This window comes from bacterium (Candidatus Blackallbacteria) CG13_big_fil_rev_8_21_14_2_50_49_14 (assembly GCA_002783405.1).
GTDB lineage: Bacteria > Cyanobacteriota > Sericytochromatia > UBA7694 > UBA7694.
The window spans coordinates 65,374-83,819 of record PFGG01000075.1; the positions used below are offsets into that span (position 1 = coordinate 65,374).

Genomic DNA, 18,446 nt, shown 5'->3' on the forward strand with positions numbered 1-18,446 from the left:
GATTCCTGACCTCCTGTTACAATATCTAAACCATTCCGCATCTTCTAAGGAGAAATTACAGCCATGCGTTTTGCCACCCGTGCTATTCATATCGGCCAAGAAGCCGACTCTGCAACTGGCGCCACTATTGTTCCGATTTATCAAACCTCAACCTATACACAAACAGATATTGGCGAACACAAGGGATACGAGTATTCCCGCACGGGCAATCCCACGCGCGCCGCGCTTGAAAAATGTCTTGCCTCCCTTGAAGAAGGCAAATTTGGCCTGGCCTTTGCCTCTGGCATGGCAGCCACCAGTACGGTGATCTCACTGCTGAACGCCGGGGATCATGTGATTGCCTGCAATGATCTCTATGGTGGAACCTACCGGGTTTTTACCAAAGTTTTCAATCGTCTGGGCATTGCCTTTGATTTTGTAGATGCGCGGGAAATTGAAAATATTCAAGCAGCCATTCGCCCAGAAACACGTATGGTCTGGCTCGAAACCCCCACCAATCCCCTGCTGCGTCTATCAGATATTCAGGCGATCGCAGAACTGAGCCAGCAACGGGGTTTGAAACTGGTGGTCGATAATACCTTTATGAGCCCCTATTTTCAACAGCCCTTAAAATTAGGCGCCGATCTGGTCGTTCACAGTACCACCAAATATATTGGGGGGCACAGTGATGTGATTGGCGGAGCTGTCATGACAAATGATCCTGACCTGTACGCGCAACTTCAATTTTTACAGAACAGCATGGGAGCCGTTCCTGGCCCCATGGACTGCTGGCTCACCCTGCGGGGCCTCAAAACACTGGCCCTGCGGATGCAGGCCCATGAAAAAAACGCCTTGAGAATTGCAGCGTTTCTCGCCACCCACCCCAAAATCAGTCAGGTCTATTATCCTGGCCTAGACTCTCACCCCCAGTATCTGCTGGCAAAAAAACAGATGAGTGGATTTGGTGGCATGATCTCTTTTGAGGTTACCGGCGGCATTGAGGCCGGAAAAACAGTTGCCCGCTCCACCCAGATTTTTTCTCTGGCAGAAAGCCTGGGAGGAGTCGAATCTCTGATTGGACATCCAGCCACCATGACCCATGCCGCTATTCCCGCAGCACAACGTCAGGCCGTAGGCCTCAGTGATGGCTTGATTCGTATTTCAGTGGGAATTGAAGATCCTGAGGATCTGATTGAAGATCTAAAACAGGCTTTGGAAAGAGTTTGAAAATGCGGGTGAGAGGACTTGAACCTCCACGCCCGGAGGCACCAGATCCTAAGTCTGGCGCGTCTGCCATTCCGCCACACCCGCAATATTCCTATACTATCACAGGTCTGTAGAATTTAAACGGGATCGGCGCAGAAGGTGATCGGGTGTTGATAAAAAAAACGATGCACCGCCAAACAGTAATGCGCTGAAAAATTCTGAATGACCTGCTCACGTTGCCCCTCATCCAGGGGCTTAGCAGCCAGGGGAACGTCTTCAGGAAGACTGAGCGTCATGCCGCAAATTTCAGAACTGTCAACAATGCCAAAACGTGCTCCGGCCTCAAAATACTGTTGTAAATAATGGCTGTCGAGATTATTTAAATGGGGATTGCTGCCCTCAGGAGCGGCGGTAAAGGTTCGGGGTTGGGCAATCAAAATCGGATGCAAATGGAAACAATGGGCCACAAAACTGTTGGCATCCTGCCATTCATAGACATGAGAAGGCCAAGAGGTAAAGTTTTCAGCGTCTTTAAAACTGGCAGAGAAATGCGGATGGGGATATTGTAGCGCCAAGCGCACCAAAGCACCTGAAGACAATTGAATCAAGCCTTCTCTGCGAAAAGCATCAAGCGCCTCTGTGGCCTGAAAATGAAGGCGCGGCCCCGCCAAAAGAATCAGATCATACTGAGGAGCCAATGCCAGCAGCTTCGCAAAACTGCCCACTGAATACAGATTATCCGCTGTCAGCGGAATAAAACCCGCACCATGGATTCTTGCCAGTTCCAAAGCATCCGCGTAACAGCCACTCAACAAGGTATGCTTATAAAAGCGGTGGGGCTGATGTGCGGGTATTTCAAAGATATTCCATTGCAACTGAAATCTTTGCGATAAAACTGCAAATAGGGGATCCGCTTCAATTTTTTGCCGCGATTCAGCAGTGGTATAGAAAAAAATCACAGCATTTGCATCAAAGGGGCCTTGGCTGAGGTTGCCAGGCGCTAAAAGTGAGGGCAAAGCCCAACGCAGAAAAACCTCAGTATAACGTTCGCCCCAAACAGGCAAAGCCAAGAAATAACGCATGTCTTAACGCATCTGCAGGGGCGTTTCACCTGTTGCTGGAGCCACCGGGCATTCACAGCCGGAACCACAGGAGCGTTTACTACCCGGCTTAGGCCCCAAGGTTTTACGGTAAAGATAGGCTGAAGAAAGCAACATAATCGCAATAATCAAGCTATTTTCAAACATCAGCATTTCTCCTGCAAACGATTCATGTCAACCCCAACAAGCGCCCCAGATTATAGACCAGAGCGGCCACCGTATAAGCGGTTCCGGAAGTCAAAAACAAAATAAAGCCCAGATAAGCATGGCCAAACTCATGGGTGACTGCCCCCACAACAGAAATACAGGATAAAAGCAGCAAATTAAATACCATATACGAAAAAGCCGACAAAGGAGTAAACTTTTCTCTAATTCTCAAAGTAAGCGGAGAATCTTTTTGCGTATTTTCCATAACAAAGGTATTGGGCAAGAGATTGCCGATTAAGTTATTCAAGATCGCTTTGCCAGCTTTCCCAAAAGCATTCAGTTGTTCAATGATGTCCTGCTGAAGCGAGCGGTCAGCGGCTGTTGCTTCAGCGCTCTGAACACTCATGACCACCCCAAGCGTACCCACCACCATTTCTTTGGCCATAAAACCCGGCAGAATCGACGCAACGGGCTCCCAGTGGTCGCCAAACCCCAAGGGCTTGAACAAGGGCGCAATACTTTGGGCTGAGCGGGCCAAAACCGTTTCTGAGGTGGGAGCACCATAGGGCAAATTCACAAGACACCAGAGCAAAATCATCGCCACGGCAATGACAGTTCCTGCCTGCTGGATAAAGGCGCGGGTCTTGATCCAAATCGAAGCCCCCAGCATTTTAAAGGTGGGCACCCGGTAGGGCGGCAACTCCATCAAAAAAACCGGTATTTCAGACTTGAATTTTGTTTTTCTCAAAACCAGGGCCCAAAAAATCGCAACCCCAATACCGGTTAGATACAAAAGCAAAATGACCAAGGCCTGGTACTGTTCAAAGAAAACCGAAGTAAACAGTGCGTAAATTGGCAGTTTGGCACCACAGGACATAAAGGAAAGAATCGCCACCGTGATCTTGCGATCGGTCTGGTTTTCGAGGGCCCGACTGGCATAAACAGCCGGTACGTTGCAGCCAAACCCGACCAGAAGAGGCACAAAGGCCTTCCCATGCAAGCCAAAACGAAACATAAAACGGTCCATTAAGAAAGCAGCGCGCGCCATATAGCCACTCTCTTCCAAAATCGCCAAAAAAAGATAGAGAAAAACCAAAATGGGTACAAAACTAAGCACCAGACCCACCCCACCAATCACCCCCTCTTTTAAAAGCGAGATCAGAAAATGGGGGAAATGCAGACTGAGCAAAAGATGCTCGGCCCAATAAGCTAAAAAACCATTAAAAAAACCATCGACGAAATCCACCAGGGGGGTGCTGATATCAAAGGTCATTTTAAAAACCAGATACAAAACCCCCAAAAAGACCGGAATGCCTGTCCATTCATTTAAAAGCACGCGATCCAGTTGATCTGTTCGGTCATGTATATTTTGAGCGGGTTCCTGAAGAATCTGCCCTACCAGCCTGGCAATGCTTTGATTGCGTGACTGACTGATACGTTGCGGAAGCTCCTCCAAAGCAGCAGAGTCTTGCTCTGCCTTCTGGATCAGGGGGAGCAGAGATTCTCCATAGAGTTCCTGAAGTTTTTCAAGCGTTTGGGGCTCTTGTTCCAAAAATTGAAGGCTGAGCCAACGGTTGGCTTTGAGAGGCTGCTTAAGCGCTAAAAGCGAAGCCAGCTCCAGGGCTTTCTTTTCTATCTCTTGCTCTAACTCAGGCGAATATAAAAAGGGTTTTGCCGGTTTTTCAGCATTCAAGGCCGTGAGTGCAGCCTTTAAAAGAGCGTCTGTTCCCCACTGGGTAGGGCCAATCGTAGGCACAACCGCCAGCCCCAACTGTTCAGAAAGCTTGTCTGTATCCAGCCGAAAACCTTTTTCCTGAAATTCATCCCACATATTCAAGGCCATCACCAAGGGAATTTCCATTTCCAGAAGCTGAGCAGTCAGATGCAAGCCTTTCTCAAGATTGCTGGCATCGATCACATTGATAATCAGATCGGGAGGAGTGGTCAGCAAGAAATCACGGCAAACCCTTTCTTCAAGGGTATAGGGTGTCAGACTATAGGTTCCAGGCAAGTCGATCAGACGCAGTTGGTAATCCCCATAGGACATGGTTGCTTCTTTTTTTTCAACGGTGACACCGGGCCAATTGCCAACCTTGAGGCGACTGCCTGAGAGCGCATTGATCAAAGCGGTTTTGCCTACATTGGGGTTACCAGCAAAGGCAATGACCAGTTCACGGGTTTGTCTGTCCGGCTGAATTGAGGAAGGAGAGGTTGACACGGTCAGACTCCAGGAAGAGCCTGCTCACCCAAAATCACAAGTTCCTTGCATAAACGAAAGGCCAGACGTGTCTGGCCTGATTTGAATAAAAGAGAAGATCCTTGATTTTTAAGGATGGTCACAGTTTTACCGACAACAACCCCCATAGACTCCAAACGTTTAGACAATTCTTTATTGCCCTGAATACGCAGGATTTTTACGCTTGTTCCCGAGGGAAAAGAAGACAGATGAAGAATTCCATCTTGTCCGGAGGGCGTTTCATACAGTAAATTTTGTGCTGCCAGCATCATCATATTTTTATATTTCGATCAGGTCTGCTGATCATTTCTTCTTGTTTTTATAAGGTGTTCTTTTGATAGAGAACTTGAATCTAACATAATCAACCCCCCGAGACTTGTCAATAAATTAGATCTAACAAAATCCATTAAATACGTTTATTAATTACTCATATTAAAATTTAAATAAAATTTAATAACGTAAAATATCAATTCAATTCAATATATAAAAACAAAAATTATTCTCATTATTTATTTCAAAAAAATTATTCCTATTTATTTTAATATTTTTTTACTTAAGAAGTCTCTTAAGATAAGTCAAGATCTCAAAAACAGACCCTTACGAAAAAATTGAATAAATAAAATATTTATTTAAAGATAATAAATAATATTTTATCAATCAGAATAAACACCACTATTTTCAAGATATATAAAAATATATTTTGCAATAAAAAATATTAATATAATCAATATAATAGATATTTTTTAAACGTAATAAAAAGATATCTATTGATTTTTAAACGTGAATTCTCTAGACTAAAAAAATATCTCCCTCAGAGAAGGACAGAAAGAAGATGCAAAAACACAATGCAGAAGAGCGGTCTCACCCCATTGCTGAAAGCCTTCACGGCGAAGTCAGTTATTGTTCCTGCTGCAAGCAATATCAACTCAAGTTCAAAAACATCGGCATTCCCTTTTCAAAAAAAGGACTTGAATCTTTTAAAAGCGTCTTAGAACAGAGCTATTTAAATCTGGCCCTTGAACAAAATCACAATCCCACGCTCAAAATTCGCTGCGCAAACATGATGCTCTCCTTTAAACTGGAAGAAGCAGATGAAATTCTGGAACTGATCAAACAGGCCCAAATCGAAACCGTTCGGGCAGAACTTGAATATCTGTATCAACTACCGGAAAGTTAAAGCGTGCGCATTGAAAAAATCTGTATTTTGGCAATTGGAACAGAACTGAGCGAAGGTCAAATTATCAACAGCAATGCCGCCTGGCTCTCAAAAGCCTTGATAGAATCAGGTGCAAAAGAATGCTGGCACCTCACGTTGGCGGATGATCGCGAACAGATCCTGACGGGTTTAAAAATCGCCAGCCAACATGCCGACATGCTGATCCTGACAGGGGGATTGGGCCCCACTTCAGATGATTTTACCCGTGAGGTTCTCTCAACCTGGCTGGACAAACCCCTGATTTTTGATCCGGATTCTTGGACACATTTAGAAAATCGGGCCCAACTGCTTAAGTTTCAACTTTCGCCGTCGCAAAAACAACAGTGCTATTTTCCTGAAGGGGCCACCATTATTGTCAACCCCGCAGGAACAGCCCATGCTTTTCTCTGTCATCGCCAGAACCAGCCGATCTTTGTCTTGCCTGGCCCCCCCTCCGAAATCCAAAAGATTTGGGAAACCGATCTTGCCCAACGCTTGCATCAGTATCTGCCTGGAAAAGCAGAGCAAAAACTGTACCGTTGGCAATGCATGGGCCTGCCTGAAGCAGATTTAGGCGACAAAACAGAAGAGGCCCTGAAAGGAAGCCTCTTCAGAATTGGCTACCGGGCCCACAGCCCCTATGTTGAAGTAAAAGTCTGGGTTCCGGCTGAAAAAGAAGCTCAGCCCTGGCTGGAAAAGCTTGAAACAGCCTTAAGCCCTTGGGTTATCGTGCGCAATGAAGAGGATCTGGGCAGCCATCTGGTTCAAGCTTGTCAAAAATTTAAGCGGGTCCGCTTATTAGAATCAGGGAGTCAGGGTCGATTCCAACAGAGATTGGCCCCCTATCTCACCCCCTCAGCCTTTCAGACGCCCTTTCAAATTGAAACGCTTTATGGCGCGCCGCTGGATCAGAACGAAATTTTCAAACTGCTTGAAAAAGAACGCTCAGACGAGCTTCTCTTTTTGAGTTTTTGTCAGGCTTCTGCCTCAAGCTGGTTGATTGTCCTTCAACAGGGGCAAGTGCTGCAACAGGAATTTCTGAGCAGCCCGTATCCAGAGGAACAAGTCTCAAGAAACCTGGCCGTTCTGATTGAAAAAACGCTCCTGCGCTGGTCAGAATGGTTAAGCCACAAACTTGAAAAATAATGCAGAGACAATGGTTTCAGACCGGGCTTTTTAAACGAAAAATTTGATAACCTGCCTGTTTTCATAAGCTTGTGATAAAATCAATGTGATCAGAAGTAATCAAAGAAACCTTCTGAAACACTCTAAAAATAAAGTCAGGAGCATTCAAGCTGACAGCAATTTTCCCCTTCACCTTGTATTTAAAGTGCCGGGAGTTAACAGCACGAGTGCAAACTGTATGAAAACCCAATCGTTACCCCCTTCTTTGCGTCCTCGCAAATCCAACCGTATGAGTATCTGGTTCAGAGCGCTTGTGGCCATGGCCATTGTCTGTGGCGCGCTTTCTGTGGGCAGTGTGATTGGGGTTCTGGCCTCGACCTTTGGCCAACCCACGCAGAACAACAGTCTGGCCGAAAATGATCTGATTCGCCAATTAACCCGAAAAATCGAAGGTCTGGGTCAATTCTCAGGCAGTCGAACCTCAGGCCAGGAAACGGGTAAAGAGGGCACCAACCTCGACCCCTGGACTATTCTTACCAATTTCAGACAATTGGATCGAAAAATCAATATTCTTGTTTTGGGCAGTGACTATAATTACGTACGCGGAAAAAAAGTCAGCGATCAGGAAGCCGGCATTCGCAGCAGAACAGATACGATTATGCTGGTCAGCCTGGATCCCAACCGAGGAGACGTCAGTATTCTATCGATTCCCCGTGATACCCGCGCTCTTTTAACAGGTCACCATTACGATAAAATCAATGCGGCCATGGTCTATGGCGGGGTCGATCTTGTCAAAAGCACGGTCTCTGATCTGACAGGCGTGCCGATTGATTATTATATGGCCCTGAAAGTAGATGGCCTGATCAATATGGTGGATATTATCGGAGGCATTAAAATCTACGTGGATAAAGACATGTACTATGTCGATGAAACTGCACACTTGGGGATCAATATTCACAAAGGCTGGAAACGCATGAGTGGGGAACAAGCCCACCAATACGTGCGCTTTCGCAAGGATGAGCTGGGCGATATTGGCCGTGTTCAACGCCAACAAAAATTCATCAAAGCCGTTCTTGACCAAATGCTGGTGCCCACCTCCTGGATCAAAATTCCTGAACTGCTCTCCCGCCTGAATGAAAATATCGAAACAGATATTCCCAACGAAATGCTGGGACAAATAGCGCGTTTTGGCATGAGCAGCAACAAGGACAAAATCAGAATGGTCATGCTGCCAGGGGGTTTTTCAGGCAGTGCTTACCAAGCCAGTTACTGGTTGGTGAACTATGAAGCTGCGCGGGAAGTGATTACAGAACTCTTTCCTGAATCAACTCTTGCCAATTACCAACTGGCAGCCCAGAATTTGCCTGCCCCATCTCAGGAAGAAAGCATGAAACGTTACCGTGTCTCGGTTTGGAATGGAACCAATGACCTGCAAACCGGTCGGGAGGTCGTGAGAAGATTGCGGGAAGCAGGCTTTAATGTCTGGGCAATACGCAAAGCCCCCGCAGAAAGTCTGGTCACCCGCTATGTCGCGCAAACAGGCAAAACAGAAGTTTTGCCCTATCTGCAAAGAGCCCTTGGTTTTGAAGGTGAACGCGTTGCCGCCAGTGTGGGTGATTTAATTACTGAATTTACAGTGATCATTGGTGAAGATTTGGTTCGTCATATGCAGGCACAACCACCAGCGAATTTAAGCCAACCCCAGAGCCAACACTCCCAAACCCAGCTGGCCCCAGCACAGCAAAACAGCTATGCCCCCAGAACACGCAGAAGAAGACAAAGACCCCGCCAAAGCAGCGTGCAATCAGATTATGAACAAAACAAGCCAAGAAACGCTGCTCAGGAAGAATCCCGTTTCGAAAACCCACCTGTACCAGAATACGTCGAACGTTCAACCGTAGATCCCCTGTACAACTGACGCCAAAATCAGCTCAAAAGAGAAAGCGGACGGAATCCACAAATCAGATCGGCCTTCTTCCTGCCTGCGGATTAGATCCGGGAGCAGAGAACAGCATGGTATACTGCATGGAAAACTTGATGCCTGACAGGATTTGATTTCAGAGAAACGGAGAAAAGATCCGCTTGAACCTCCCGCATATTATATTGGTAATTTTCGTTTTGGCCTTATTGATTGCTTTTCATGAATTTGGTCATTTTATTTGCGCTAAATCTCTGGGGGTTCCGGTCAAAATCTTTTCCATCGGCTTCCCACTGGGTTCTCGGCCCTTGCTTCATTTTCGCTGGGGAGAAACCGATGTTCAGCTCAACCCCCTTCCACTGGGCGGATTTTGCGCCTTCATGGATGATGAAAACCATGAAAAAGACGAAAATAGCGAAGAACAGGATTCTTTTGCACCGGGTGATAAGCGTTTTCTGAAAAACAGAGCGATTTGGGAACGTGCAATTATCATTTCAGGGGGCGTAGTTGCCAATATGATCGTTGCCTATGCGATTTTATTGGGACTGGTCGTTGGCACCGGAGTTCCCGATTTCAGCGCTTCAGGAGGAGTTTTTGTTGGCAATGTAAGAGCCGACGCTCCGGCTTTTAAAGCAGGGATCAAATCGGGTGATCAGATCAAAGCCATTGACGGCAAAGCGATCTTAAGCGTCGCAGCCATGCAAGCAGCTGTCAAAGCAGGCAAAGAAAAGCCGCTTAAAATTACCGTACAACGTGTCAATGAAACCCTGGAACTGACAGCCACACCCGCCAGCAATGGAACCATTGGGGTTGAAATTCAGGATGTCGCCAAGAAACGGCCCGTATCTGGCGTGGGTGAAGCTCTCGGACAATCCTGGAAAGACCTGCTGAGCATGTCAGCCATGCTGCTGGCCGCACTTTGGAAACTGATCTCGGGCGCTTTGCCTCTGAATCAGGTGGGAGGACTGGTTGAAGTCGTGCATATGGGCTCAAAGGTCTCCCAAACTGGATTTACACAGCTGATGTATTTTGCTGCGCTGATCAGCATTGAACTGGCCATTCTCAATATTTTGCCCGTTCCGGCCCTGGATGGCGGCCATCTTTTTTTATTGAGCATTGAAGCGATTCGCGGCAAGCCATTGACCCGCGCCTTTGAGGAAAAGCTGCATTACGCAGGCTTCTTTGTGCTGATGGCACTTGGTGTTTTACTCATTTTTAAGGATGTCTGGGGCTTAACCCTGGGGAAAGGATAATTCATCCATGGCGCTTCGTATTATTCGCAAATCCACCTCTCAAAGTCATGTAGAAATCATTCGTGGCACAGCCACAGACAGCAAAGCTTCGTTCAGTGTGCTCTGCTATCTTCAAAAACAGGAGCAGCTCGAAGCCTTTAAACGCTTAATCTATGAAAGCAAAGAAATCTCAGAACACGCTGAAATCATCTTCATGAAAAGCACTGAGGTCCAAGAGGCACTGCGCCCTCATTTTGAAGCCCTTCCCCACAATATTAAACTGATGAGCGCACCTGAAAAAGCCTCTCTCAGCCGCTGTCTGCGCACCTTGGTACAAGAAGCTGGCACAGATATCTGTTGGTATCTGCCCTGGGCCCCTGCCCCTGAAGAACTGAATTGGCTGCCCGAAGCCCTCAGTTTTCTTAAATCCAATCCCAACCATGCCGCTGCAGGCCCCATTCTCTACCACCAGGAAAAACTGATCTCCGCAGGTCAAAGCATGGTTCTGGATATGCCGACCCACCAACTGAACCTGAACCAGAACAGCTATACCGTCAATGCCGGCAAAGAAAAAATCTGGAATATTGGCAAAGACATTGCCCGCACAGACTGGCAAAGTCTAAAACATGGCTATGCCCCCGTTCCCGCGCTGCCCCTTGAACTTTTACTTTTCTCCCGCAGCACCTACCTGGGCCTGAGTTGGGAAGACTCCAACTGGGCTGCCGAATGGGTTTCACAGGATATTTGCATTGGCCTGCACCAACAGCAGTATTGGGTGCATCTTCTGCCTTTTTATGTCCAAGCTCCAGAACCCGTCCTTCAAGATCTGCTTACCAACAGCGTATCGATGCCTGACACCTTTGCCCAACGCTGGCGCCCTGTTTTTCGAGAAACCCTCTTTGATACCTACCCTGTTCTGGGACTGAAAGAGACATCAGAAAAAAGCTTTCAAGCCCAGCCCCCCCAGGAAACCGATCCTGTGGCCTCTTATTTTGCAGCGTTGAAAGTGAGTTAAACGGATGTCCATCAGTCTTATTGTTTATTGCTCTCAATCCCCTCTTTTGGCGGAACGACATCTGCTCCACAGCCTGAAGCAGCAAAAAGAAACTGCTTTGGATGTTCAACTCTATTATGAAAAAGGCCTGACCCTGCCCGAGGATCTGCCTAAAAACTGGATCCACGAAGAAGTAGCGCCCCAGACACCGCTGGCACAAATTTGGCAAAAAGGGCTTGAAAAAGCACAGGGCGACTGGGTCTGCTTCAGTGAACCCGAAGTTTTTTACCACCCACTGCATTTCGCCAGCGTTCAAAAAACATTGGAAAAGCATGCCGAAGCACAGGGGCTTTATGCACATTGCCAGTTTATTGATCGGGAACTCTACCCGCTTGAGCAAGAAACTCCCAGTCTGAAAAGCGCTGATTGGAAAAGTTTTTTTATCGCTCAGGATGCTTATCTTCCTTTGGGAGCTTTTGTCTTTAAACGGGAGAGCCTCAAACCAGAAAGCTTCAAGCCTGATCTGAAATACTATCTTGAAGAAAACCTGCTGGCTGACTGGACGGCTCAAAATAACCTGATTGAAATGCCCATTTGCAGTGTTTCGGCCATTCCCCAACGCAACCGCCCGGTTCCCCTGATGGAAAAAGTAGAAGAATTTATTGCGATCTTCAGATCTTGGCTGGAAAAATATCCGCTTGAATCTCTGGTCCTGCCTTCTGCTTTTCCTGAAAACAGTCAAGACAAGATTCATGCCCTGCGCTCGATTTTACAGGCCCTCTATAACCGGGGCCTGTTGGAAGAAGCCAAAGGCTTCAGTGAAAAATACCGGGAAGAACTTCTGTCTGCCAAAGTAACTCACAGTCTTTGGATTTATGCCGAGCAGAGCCCTGTATCAGAATTGACGAAACAGGCTTGGGCTCAAGAGGTCGCAAACAAGCACTATCCCATTTGTATCAAGCTCAGCAACAAAAAAAACCCACGGTTTTCAGGCACCCAAACCCGTTTCAGTTATCAAGCGGGTATCGCTGAAATCAGCATCAGCAATCTCTCAAGCGAAGAGCAAAACAAAGCCCATCGTAATTTTTCAACCGAAATTCTCAGCCTGGTGAAAACACAATTGGAACGTTACACACCGGACTGGGTGCATTTCAGCTCCTTTCAACTGAGCTCCTTGCATATGCCCCAATTTCTGGCAGAGCTGAATATTCCTGTCTTCTATAGCTTGTCGGATGATTCGCTCTTTGAGCTTCGCCGCAATTTAAGGGAACCTGAAAACGAAAACCATTGGAAACAGATTCGCAAAGAAGAAGCCGAGGCCTTGAATAAATTGCTTCAACGTCTCTTTGAAGAAACAGCCAGCTGTATTTTCGTAGAAAAACCCCAAGACTTGGCCCAACTAGAAGATTTGGGGCTAAAAACCCCCAAAATTCAAACCATCCATCAGGCCCAAGATCTGCTGGCACGGTGCAGACAAAACCTGGTCTCACATGCTGAGAAACCTGAAGTTCCCTCTTTTGGACTCTTGTATCAGGCACTTACCCAGAAAACACTTGCGGAACAAGTGATCCAAGATCAGGAAAGACTGAAAGAGTGCCAGCAGATTTTAACCTTTGGTACCGAAGAGCGCGCGCTGCTGCGCACCCTCAATGCCCAAAACATTCCGGCCACGGGCCTTGAGTTTTCTGCCAAAAGTGTTGAAAGCGCACAGGAACAGGGCCTGCAGATTATGTCTGGAGGAATTGAAAAACTGGGCCGCTATCTCCATCTCTTTGATGGTTTGCACAGCGCCTATACCCTGGAAGGCATGGCCCCCTGGGATGTCGTTCAATTCCTGAGGAACTGCAATCTGGCCATGAGAAAAGGCGGGCGTCTGGTGCTCAGGCACCTGGATTCTCAATTCAAAGGCCCTCTCGAACAGGGCTTTTGGATGGATGAACACCACCAGCGCCCCTATCCCACGGCTCTCTTGGAAGTTCTGCTCAAGCATTTTGGTTTTCAGGTTCTGGAAACCGTCAGCGAAGAAAATGACTGGCAGGATCATTTGATCGACGCCTATCTCAAATTTCCTTCTTTGCCCCTGCTCAGCATGCCGGTTTCGACACAAAGCTTTGCCGAGTACTGGAAGAGCCAGCTCTTTTCGGTGGTGATTCCTGAAAATGCAAAAGCCCTCGTGATTGGGCCCCATATTCAAAATACCTGGCTGATGTACCGTGTACAGTGCGAAAGCATGCTGGGCATTTCGCTCAACCTTTCCGAAATTACGCCCAAACACAAACCCGGCTCTCCTTACCAGATTCACTACAGCCGCCATTTATTGCAAACCTTGGATCGGCTCAAAGGACAGTTTGACGTGATCCTCTGGCAGGGTGTGCCCGAAACCTTTCAGCCTGAAGAGCTTGAGAAAATCCTGGCCCGCACCCGTGAACTCTTGAGCCCCGATGGAAAACTGCATATTCAAAGCATGCAACTGCAAGCTGAAAACACGCTGTTTTGGGATTGTCTGCTAAATCGCCGGCCTTATCCCCAACTGCCAAGCTTGCTGGAGTCGGCAGGTTTTGAAATCAGCACACACAGCCAAAGCCAACAGCATCTTTCGATCAGTTGTGGCCGACAAAGTACTGAAACACAGCCCCTTGCCCCGCAAGCGCGTGAGCTTCCTGTTTTGGCTGCCTGGTATGAAAAACGGGCCGAGCAGGTCTGGCGCCCCCAGAGCGTCGCCGAGGTGATGGCCCAAGCCGCAGAGTCACATCGCTTTATCGCTTTGGAAACCCTTTTGCAGAATCTTTCCCCTGAAGCCCTTGAAAAATTTATGCTGCAGCTTCAGCGAATTTTAAAACCGGGCGGAGAACTTCTGCTGCGCCTGAGCAAATTCAACGCCGAATTTTGGCAGAGCAATCAGGTTTGCAAACCCTACCCCCAAGCAGTGGCCAATCAGGTGCTGCAAAAATTTGGGTTCGTGCGTGAAAATGCCTGGGAAACAGAATCTGAATTTATCTGGTATGGCCGCAAATTAATAAGCCCGGCACCTGCCAAACAACAAACAAAAGCGCTGTCTGTACTCTGGCAGGGAGACCTGTTTAACTACCACAGTCTTTCTCTGGTCAACCGCCACTTGGCCGCCACACTGCTGGAACAGAGTGATTTGGATCTTGAAGTCAACACCTTCAGCAATAGCAGCTTTGAGCCTCAGCCAGGCAGCAGTTTTTACGAACTGAAAACCCATGTCTTCAAGCCCTTGCTCAAAAGCCCCCAAACGATTATCCGCCACCATTGGCCGCCTGATTTTGAAGCCCCCAAACGCCCAGGACATTGGGTCATTATCCAACCCTGGGAATTTGGTTCGATTCCAGAGCGCTGGATCTTCAATATGAATAAATATACCGATCAGGTTTGGGTTCCCAGCCATTTTGTCAAAGATTGTTATATTGACAGTGGTTTGGCACCCGACAAGGTCAAAGTGGTGCCCAATGGCGTCGATACGGATGTGTACCATCCCAAAACCCCCGCCCTCAAACTGGCAACCCAGAAAAAATTCCGTTTTCTCTTCGTCGGCGGCGGCATCTTGCGCAAAGGCATTGATGTTCTGCTCCAGGCCTTCGCCGAAACCTTTACCCAACAGGAAGATGTCTGCCTGGTAGTCAAAGAGTTTGGCGCAGGCACGGTCTACGAAGCCTTGAATATTCCAGAGTGGCTGCAGGATTACCGTACCAAAACCCCCAATATGCCAGAAATTCTGCATCTGACCGAAGAACTCTCTCTTGAAGAAATGCCTTCACTTTACACAGCCTGTGACTGTTTGGTGCACCCTTATCGTGGAGAGGGCTTCGGTCTGCCGATTGCAGAGGCAATGGCCGCAGAAAAACCTGTGATTGTGACAGGTTTTGGCGCTGCACTCGATTTCTGCACCCCCGAAAATGCCTATCTGATTCCCGCTGAAAGAAAACAGTTCCCCGAGAAACAGATTGACCAAACCCTTTCAACCGTGGATTATCCCTTCTGGGGAGAACCCAATTTAGAGGCCTTAAAGGCTTTGCTGCGCCATGTCTATGAAAACCGCAAAGAAGCCAAGAAAAAAGGCAAAGAAGCACGCAAAACCATTCTTGCGAACTTTACCTGGAAAAAAGCCGCCAGCATTGCCGAGGAAAACCTCAAAGAACTGGCAGAGAAACCCATTTTTCGCTATCAACGCACGCAAATTTTGGGACAAACTTTGGGAGAGGCCTTTCAGCTCTTTGCCCAGGAACAATACCAAGCGGCGATTGAAAAATTTGAATACGTCATGCGGATTGACCCCTACCAGCCAGACGTGGCCTATAACCTGGGCATTGCCTATATGATGCAGCAGCAATACGAAAGTGCGCTGAAGTACCTGAGCCAAAGCCTGAGAGAAGGCGAATGTACCGCTGACCTCTGCTATGCAATGGGTACAACCCTGCGGCATTTGGGCGACTACCAAACCGCCGAAGAGTTTCAAAACAAAGCGCGCCAGCTCGATCCGAGTCTGTTCGCTGGCGCTTAATCAGCCAGGCTATCAGCAGGTGCAAGCTCTTGCACCTGCTTTTTTAAGACAGAAAAAAGACCGGAAATAAATTCCCGGTCTTTGCGTTTGTTGCTATCGCTTAGAAAGCAGCGACGCGGTGATTCAGGCCCATGCCACCTTGATAGGCAACCAGCTGATTTTCTTCAGCAAACTTCACCATAGCGGTCAGTTTCTGTTCGAGTTCAGCAGCCATTTTCTGTTGGTCTTCAATAGAAGCCATACCCATTTTGGCTTGGTTCATGAAATAAGCATCGACCACATTCCAAATCCAGATGCCCAGAACCGCAGCATAGATCACCATGCCGATAATTCCAGCCATACCAGCGGCACCCGCAACATTACCTGTTGAAGCTGCGCCAGTTATAAGCAGGGGAACCAGTACACTAGCGGCGATACCCAGTAAAACGGGAGCAAAGAAGAAGAGCAAGCCCTTCATCATATCACCCATCAGGAATTGTCCAAGACCAGAAATGGGGATGGACAGGATCCAGAACCAGGATTCAATTTTCATACCACCGAAACCGGTAGCAGCAGCCATCTGAAAATTATCATTAAGCAGAGCCATTTGTGGGTTTTCTGCAAGACGAATGACTTCTTCAGCACTGGGTGCGACGGTATCTTCAGCATGAACAGCTGCCGCCCAGACATTTGACTGGAAAGCAAAGACCATGGTCAGAAGCACCATGAATGCAGCAATGCGCTTCAGCATACGCTTTCTCCTTTATTTTGTAATAGCAAACATATCCTATGATAAGGAAAAAATGAAAAATGGCAACTACGCATAGCGTCAAGGCTTTAAAATTCCACACCAAAACGTAGCTTCCTGAATTGATCTTAACAAACAAAGCAAAAGCCTCAGTAATGCCGAACACAGACCCTTGGGAGAATGCTCTGGATCAGGTATGATAATAAAATAGAGAAAATTTTTTCACTCTGGCACGCATCCTTTGGGGCTGATCGGGGTATAAGAATAATAAATGTATATTAAATCTGCCTTAAGAAAGGTGGCTCAGTACGCTCATGCCAAATATCCGCTTCTCACCTGTGCAAGGACAGGTTGCGGACTATGTTCTCAACCATCCCACGGCCAGCCCATTTAAAGCCAACAATATCTCGTTTCATATTGGTGGTCAGTATTTGTCTGATTTTTCAGACAAGGGAATCAAAAAATTTGTTGAAAAAAACAATGATGATCTCTCTTTCAAAGAAGTTGGATCTTTTATTCAGTCTGTAGCCGCCAATGCGCCGCAAATGGCCGGTGCCAGTTTTGATCTGGCCGATAAGGAATTGGGTCTTTACAAAAAAGACGAAGTCAAGCAAGACCATATCCGCACAGGTTTCACCCTTGAAACCCAATCGGGCAATTTGCCTTCAAAAGGCGTGGTCTTTTTCGATGCCAGCAAAGCCAGCTTTCCACTTCTGAATGCCGAAAAAGCCGTAAAAACAGCTGAGCAAAAGCTCAAAGAAGCCGAAAAAGGCTTGAAAAAAGCTGAAGATAAAGTCGAAGATGCCCAGTACCTGCGTCAGCGGCTTGTCGATTTTCTGGGCAAAGATTCGCCCAAGGATCTGGCCGAAAAACAGGCCCTGATCAGCTCACTTGAAACCACCCTGACCGATCTGAAGTCTGAACACGCTGAATACAGCCAAGAGCTGAAACAGCTTGAAGAAGAACACAATAATCAGACTCCCAATCCTCCCTCTGGCTTGGATCAAGCCACCCGTTGGCAGCGCATGACCCAACTCAAGCGCGCTATCAGAGGCCTGGATATGGAGATCAAAGACAGCGACAAAGCTGTGGCTGCCGCTAAAAAAGAAATTTCAGAAAAACAGGGCCCCCTGAGTTTCATGGGCATTGGCAACAGTTTGTCTGAACTGCATGAGCGCAATCAAAATCTGAGCAAAGCCCAGGATGGACTGAAAACAGCGCGTCAGGGTCTCGACAGTGCCCGCCAGGAACTGGATGCAGCCAAAGCCCTGCGCGATCGGATTCTGCGTGGAGAAGGCATTGGGGGCCCAACCCCTGCTCAACCCGCTGAACCGACTCCAGCACCGGCTCAACCCAAGCCGCCCACTCCTGCGCCTGTCGCAGAAGAACCCACCCCGGCTCCAGCCCAGCCCAAGCCCCCGGCTCCTGCTCCCGTGGCAGAGGAACCCATTCCCATTCCCCCCGTGGATGAAGATATTCAGCCCCCGGCTCCAGCCCAGCCGCCGACCCCCGTGGCGGAGCAACCTGCGGCTCCCGCTCAACCACCTGCACCGGTGCAACCAGCTCCGGCCCAGCCCGTGCCCGCTCAGCCCAGCGCACCTGTGGTGGAAGAAAGCTTTATTACCGGTGGGCGCTATAACCCCCTGGTCACCGATTTAACGGGTGCAGGCGCAGCGCCTCAACCGGCCCAACCCGCTCCTGTCGCTGCGGAACCTCAACCCGTGGCTCCTGCTCCGGCGCAACCGGCTCCAGTACAACCTGCGCCTGTTCAGCCCGCCCCCGCTCCGGCACAACCAGCTCCCGTCAGTGGCGTCAGCCCCGTGGGTTCTGTCAGCAAAATTCTCTATACCGTGAAAAAGGGAGATACCCTCTCTTCCATCGCCCGCAGCGAGCTGGGCAATTGGAAACGGTGGCCTGAAATTGCTGAAATGAACCGCCCGGTGATTGGTTCGAGCAATACCCACTGGATTTATCCCGGTCAGGTCTTGACCTTGCCCCCTCTGCAACTCAAGCCCCGCCCTACCAGCTAGGTAAAAACCATCAAGAAGCGGCCTTCGGGCCGCTT

General features: G+C 48.2%; 12 protein-coding genes and 1 tRNA gene. 8 read left to right on the top strand and 5 right to left on the bottom strand.

Annotated elements, in window-relative coordinates; all coding sequences use genetic code 11:
- Positions 1-63 precede the first annotated feature (63 nt).
- Positions 64-1,206, top strand: coding sequence for a cystathionine gamma-synthase (locus tag COW20_21715; GenBank protein PIW44977.1), 1,143 nt, complete (start codon positions 64-66; stop codon positions 1,204-1,206).
- Between the two features lie 3 nt (positions 1,207-1,209).
- On the opposite strand, the gene COW20_21720 is transcribed toward COW20_21715, so the two are convergent.
- The 4 genes from COW20_21720 to COW20_21735 form a co-directional block, all read right to left on the bottom strand.
- Positions 1,210-1,290 (bottom strand) — tRNA-Leu (locus COW20_21720).
- A 32-nt stretch (positions 1,291-1,322) separates the two neighbouring features.
- On the bottom strand, positions 1,323-2,267 hold the full coding sequence (locus tag COW20_21725) for a hypothetical protein (GenBank protein ID PIW44978.1): 945 nt from the start codon (positions 2,265-2,267) through the stop codon (positions 1,323-1,325).
- 187 nt (positions 2,268-2,454) lie between these two features.
- On the bottom strand, positions 2,455-4,656 hold the full coding sequence (gene feoB / locus COW20_21730) for a ferrous iron transport protein B (protein PIW44979.1): 2,202 nt from the start codon (positions 4,654-4,656) through the stop codon (positions 2,455-2,457).
- On the bottom strand, positions 4,653-4,943 hold the full coding sequence (locus COW20_21735; GenBank protein ID PIW44980.1) for a hypothetical protein: 291 nt from the start codon (positions 4,941-4,943) through the stop codon (positions 4,653-4,655). Before COW20_21735 ends, feoB begins: the two co-directional genes overlap by 4 nt.
- Positions 4,944-5,500: 557 nt before the next feature.
- Between COW20_21735 and COW20_21740 the strand changes: the two genes are divergently transcribed.
- From COW20_21740 to COW20_21765, 6 genes are all read left to right on the top strand, one after another.
- Complete coding sequence (locus COW20_21740) at positions 5,501-5,845, top strand: hypothetical protein (GenBank protein PIW44981.1); 345 nt, start codon at positions 5,501-5,503, stop codon at positions 5,843-5,845.
- Positions 5,846-5,848: 3 nt separating this feature from the next.
- Complete coding sequence (locus COW20_21745) at positions 5,849-7,009, top strand: hypothetical protein (GenBank protein PIW44982.1); 1,161 nt, start codon at positions 5,849-5,851, stop codon at positions 7,007-7,009.
- A gap of 217 nt (positions 7,010-7,226) precedes the next feature.
- Positions 7,227-8,906 (top strand): hypothetical protein, encoded by a 1,680-nt coding sequence (locus COW20_21750; protein PIW44983.1) that lies wholly within the window; start codon positions 7,227-7,229, stop codon positions 8,904-8,906.
- A gap of 158 nt (positions 8,907-9,064) precedes the next feature.
- Complete coding sequence (gene rseP / locus COW20_21755; protein ID PIW44984.1) at positions 9,065-10,159, top strand: RIP metalloprotease RseP; 1,095 nt, start codon at positions 9,065-9,067, stop codon at positions 10,157-10,159.
- A 7-nt stretch (positions 10,160-10,166) separates the two neighbouring features.
- Positions 10,167-11,153: a hypothetical protein gene (locus tag COW20_21760; GenBank protein PIW44985.1), complete on the top strand. Its 987-nt coding sequence runs from the start codon at positions 10,167-10,169 to the stop codon at positions 11,151-11,153.
- Positions 11,154-11,157: 4 nt separating this feature from the next.
- On the top strand, positions 11,158-15,654 hold the full coding sequence (locus tag COW20_21765; protein PIW44986.1) for a hypothetical protein: 4,497 nt from the start codon (positions 11,158-11,160) through the stop codon (positions 15,652-15,654).
- A gap of 100 nt (positions 15,655-15,754) precedes the next feature.
- Here COW20_21765 and COW20_21770 read toward each other — a convergent pair whose 3' ends face one another.
- Positions 15,755-16,384 (bottom strand): hypothetical protein, encoded by a 630-nt coding sequence (locus tag COW20_21770; protein ID PIW44987.1) that lies wholly within the window; start codon positions 16,382-16,384, stop codon positions 15,755-15,757.
- Positions 16,385-16,695: 311 nt separating this feature from the next.
- On the opposite strand from COW20_21770, the gene COW20_21775 reads away from it, so the two are divergent.
- On the top strand, positions 16,696-18,411 hold the full coding sequence (locus COW20_21775; GenBank protein ID PIW44988.1) for a hypothetical protein: 1,716 nt from the start codon (positions 16,696-16,698) through the stop codon (positions 18,409-18,411).
- Positions 18,412-18,446 lie beyond the last annotated feature (35 nt).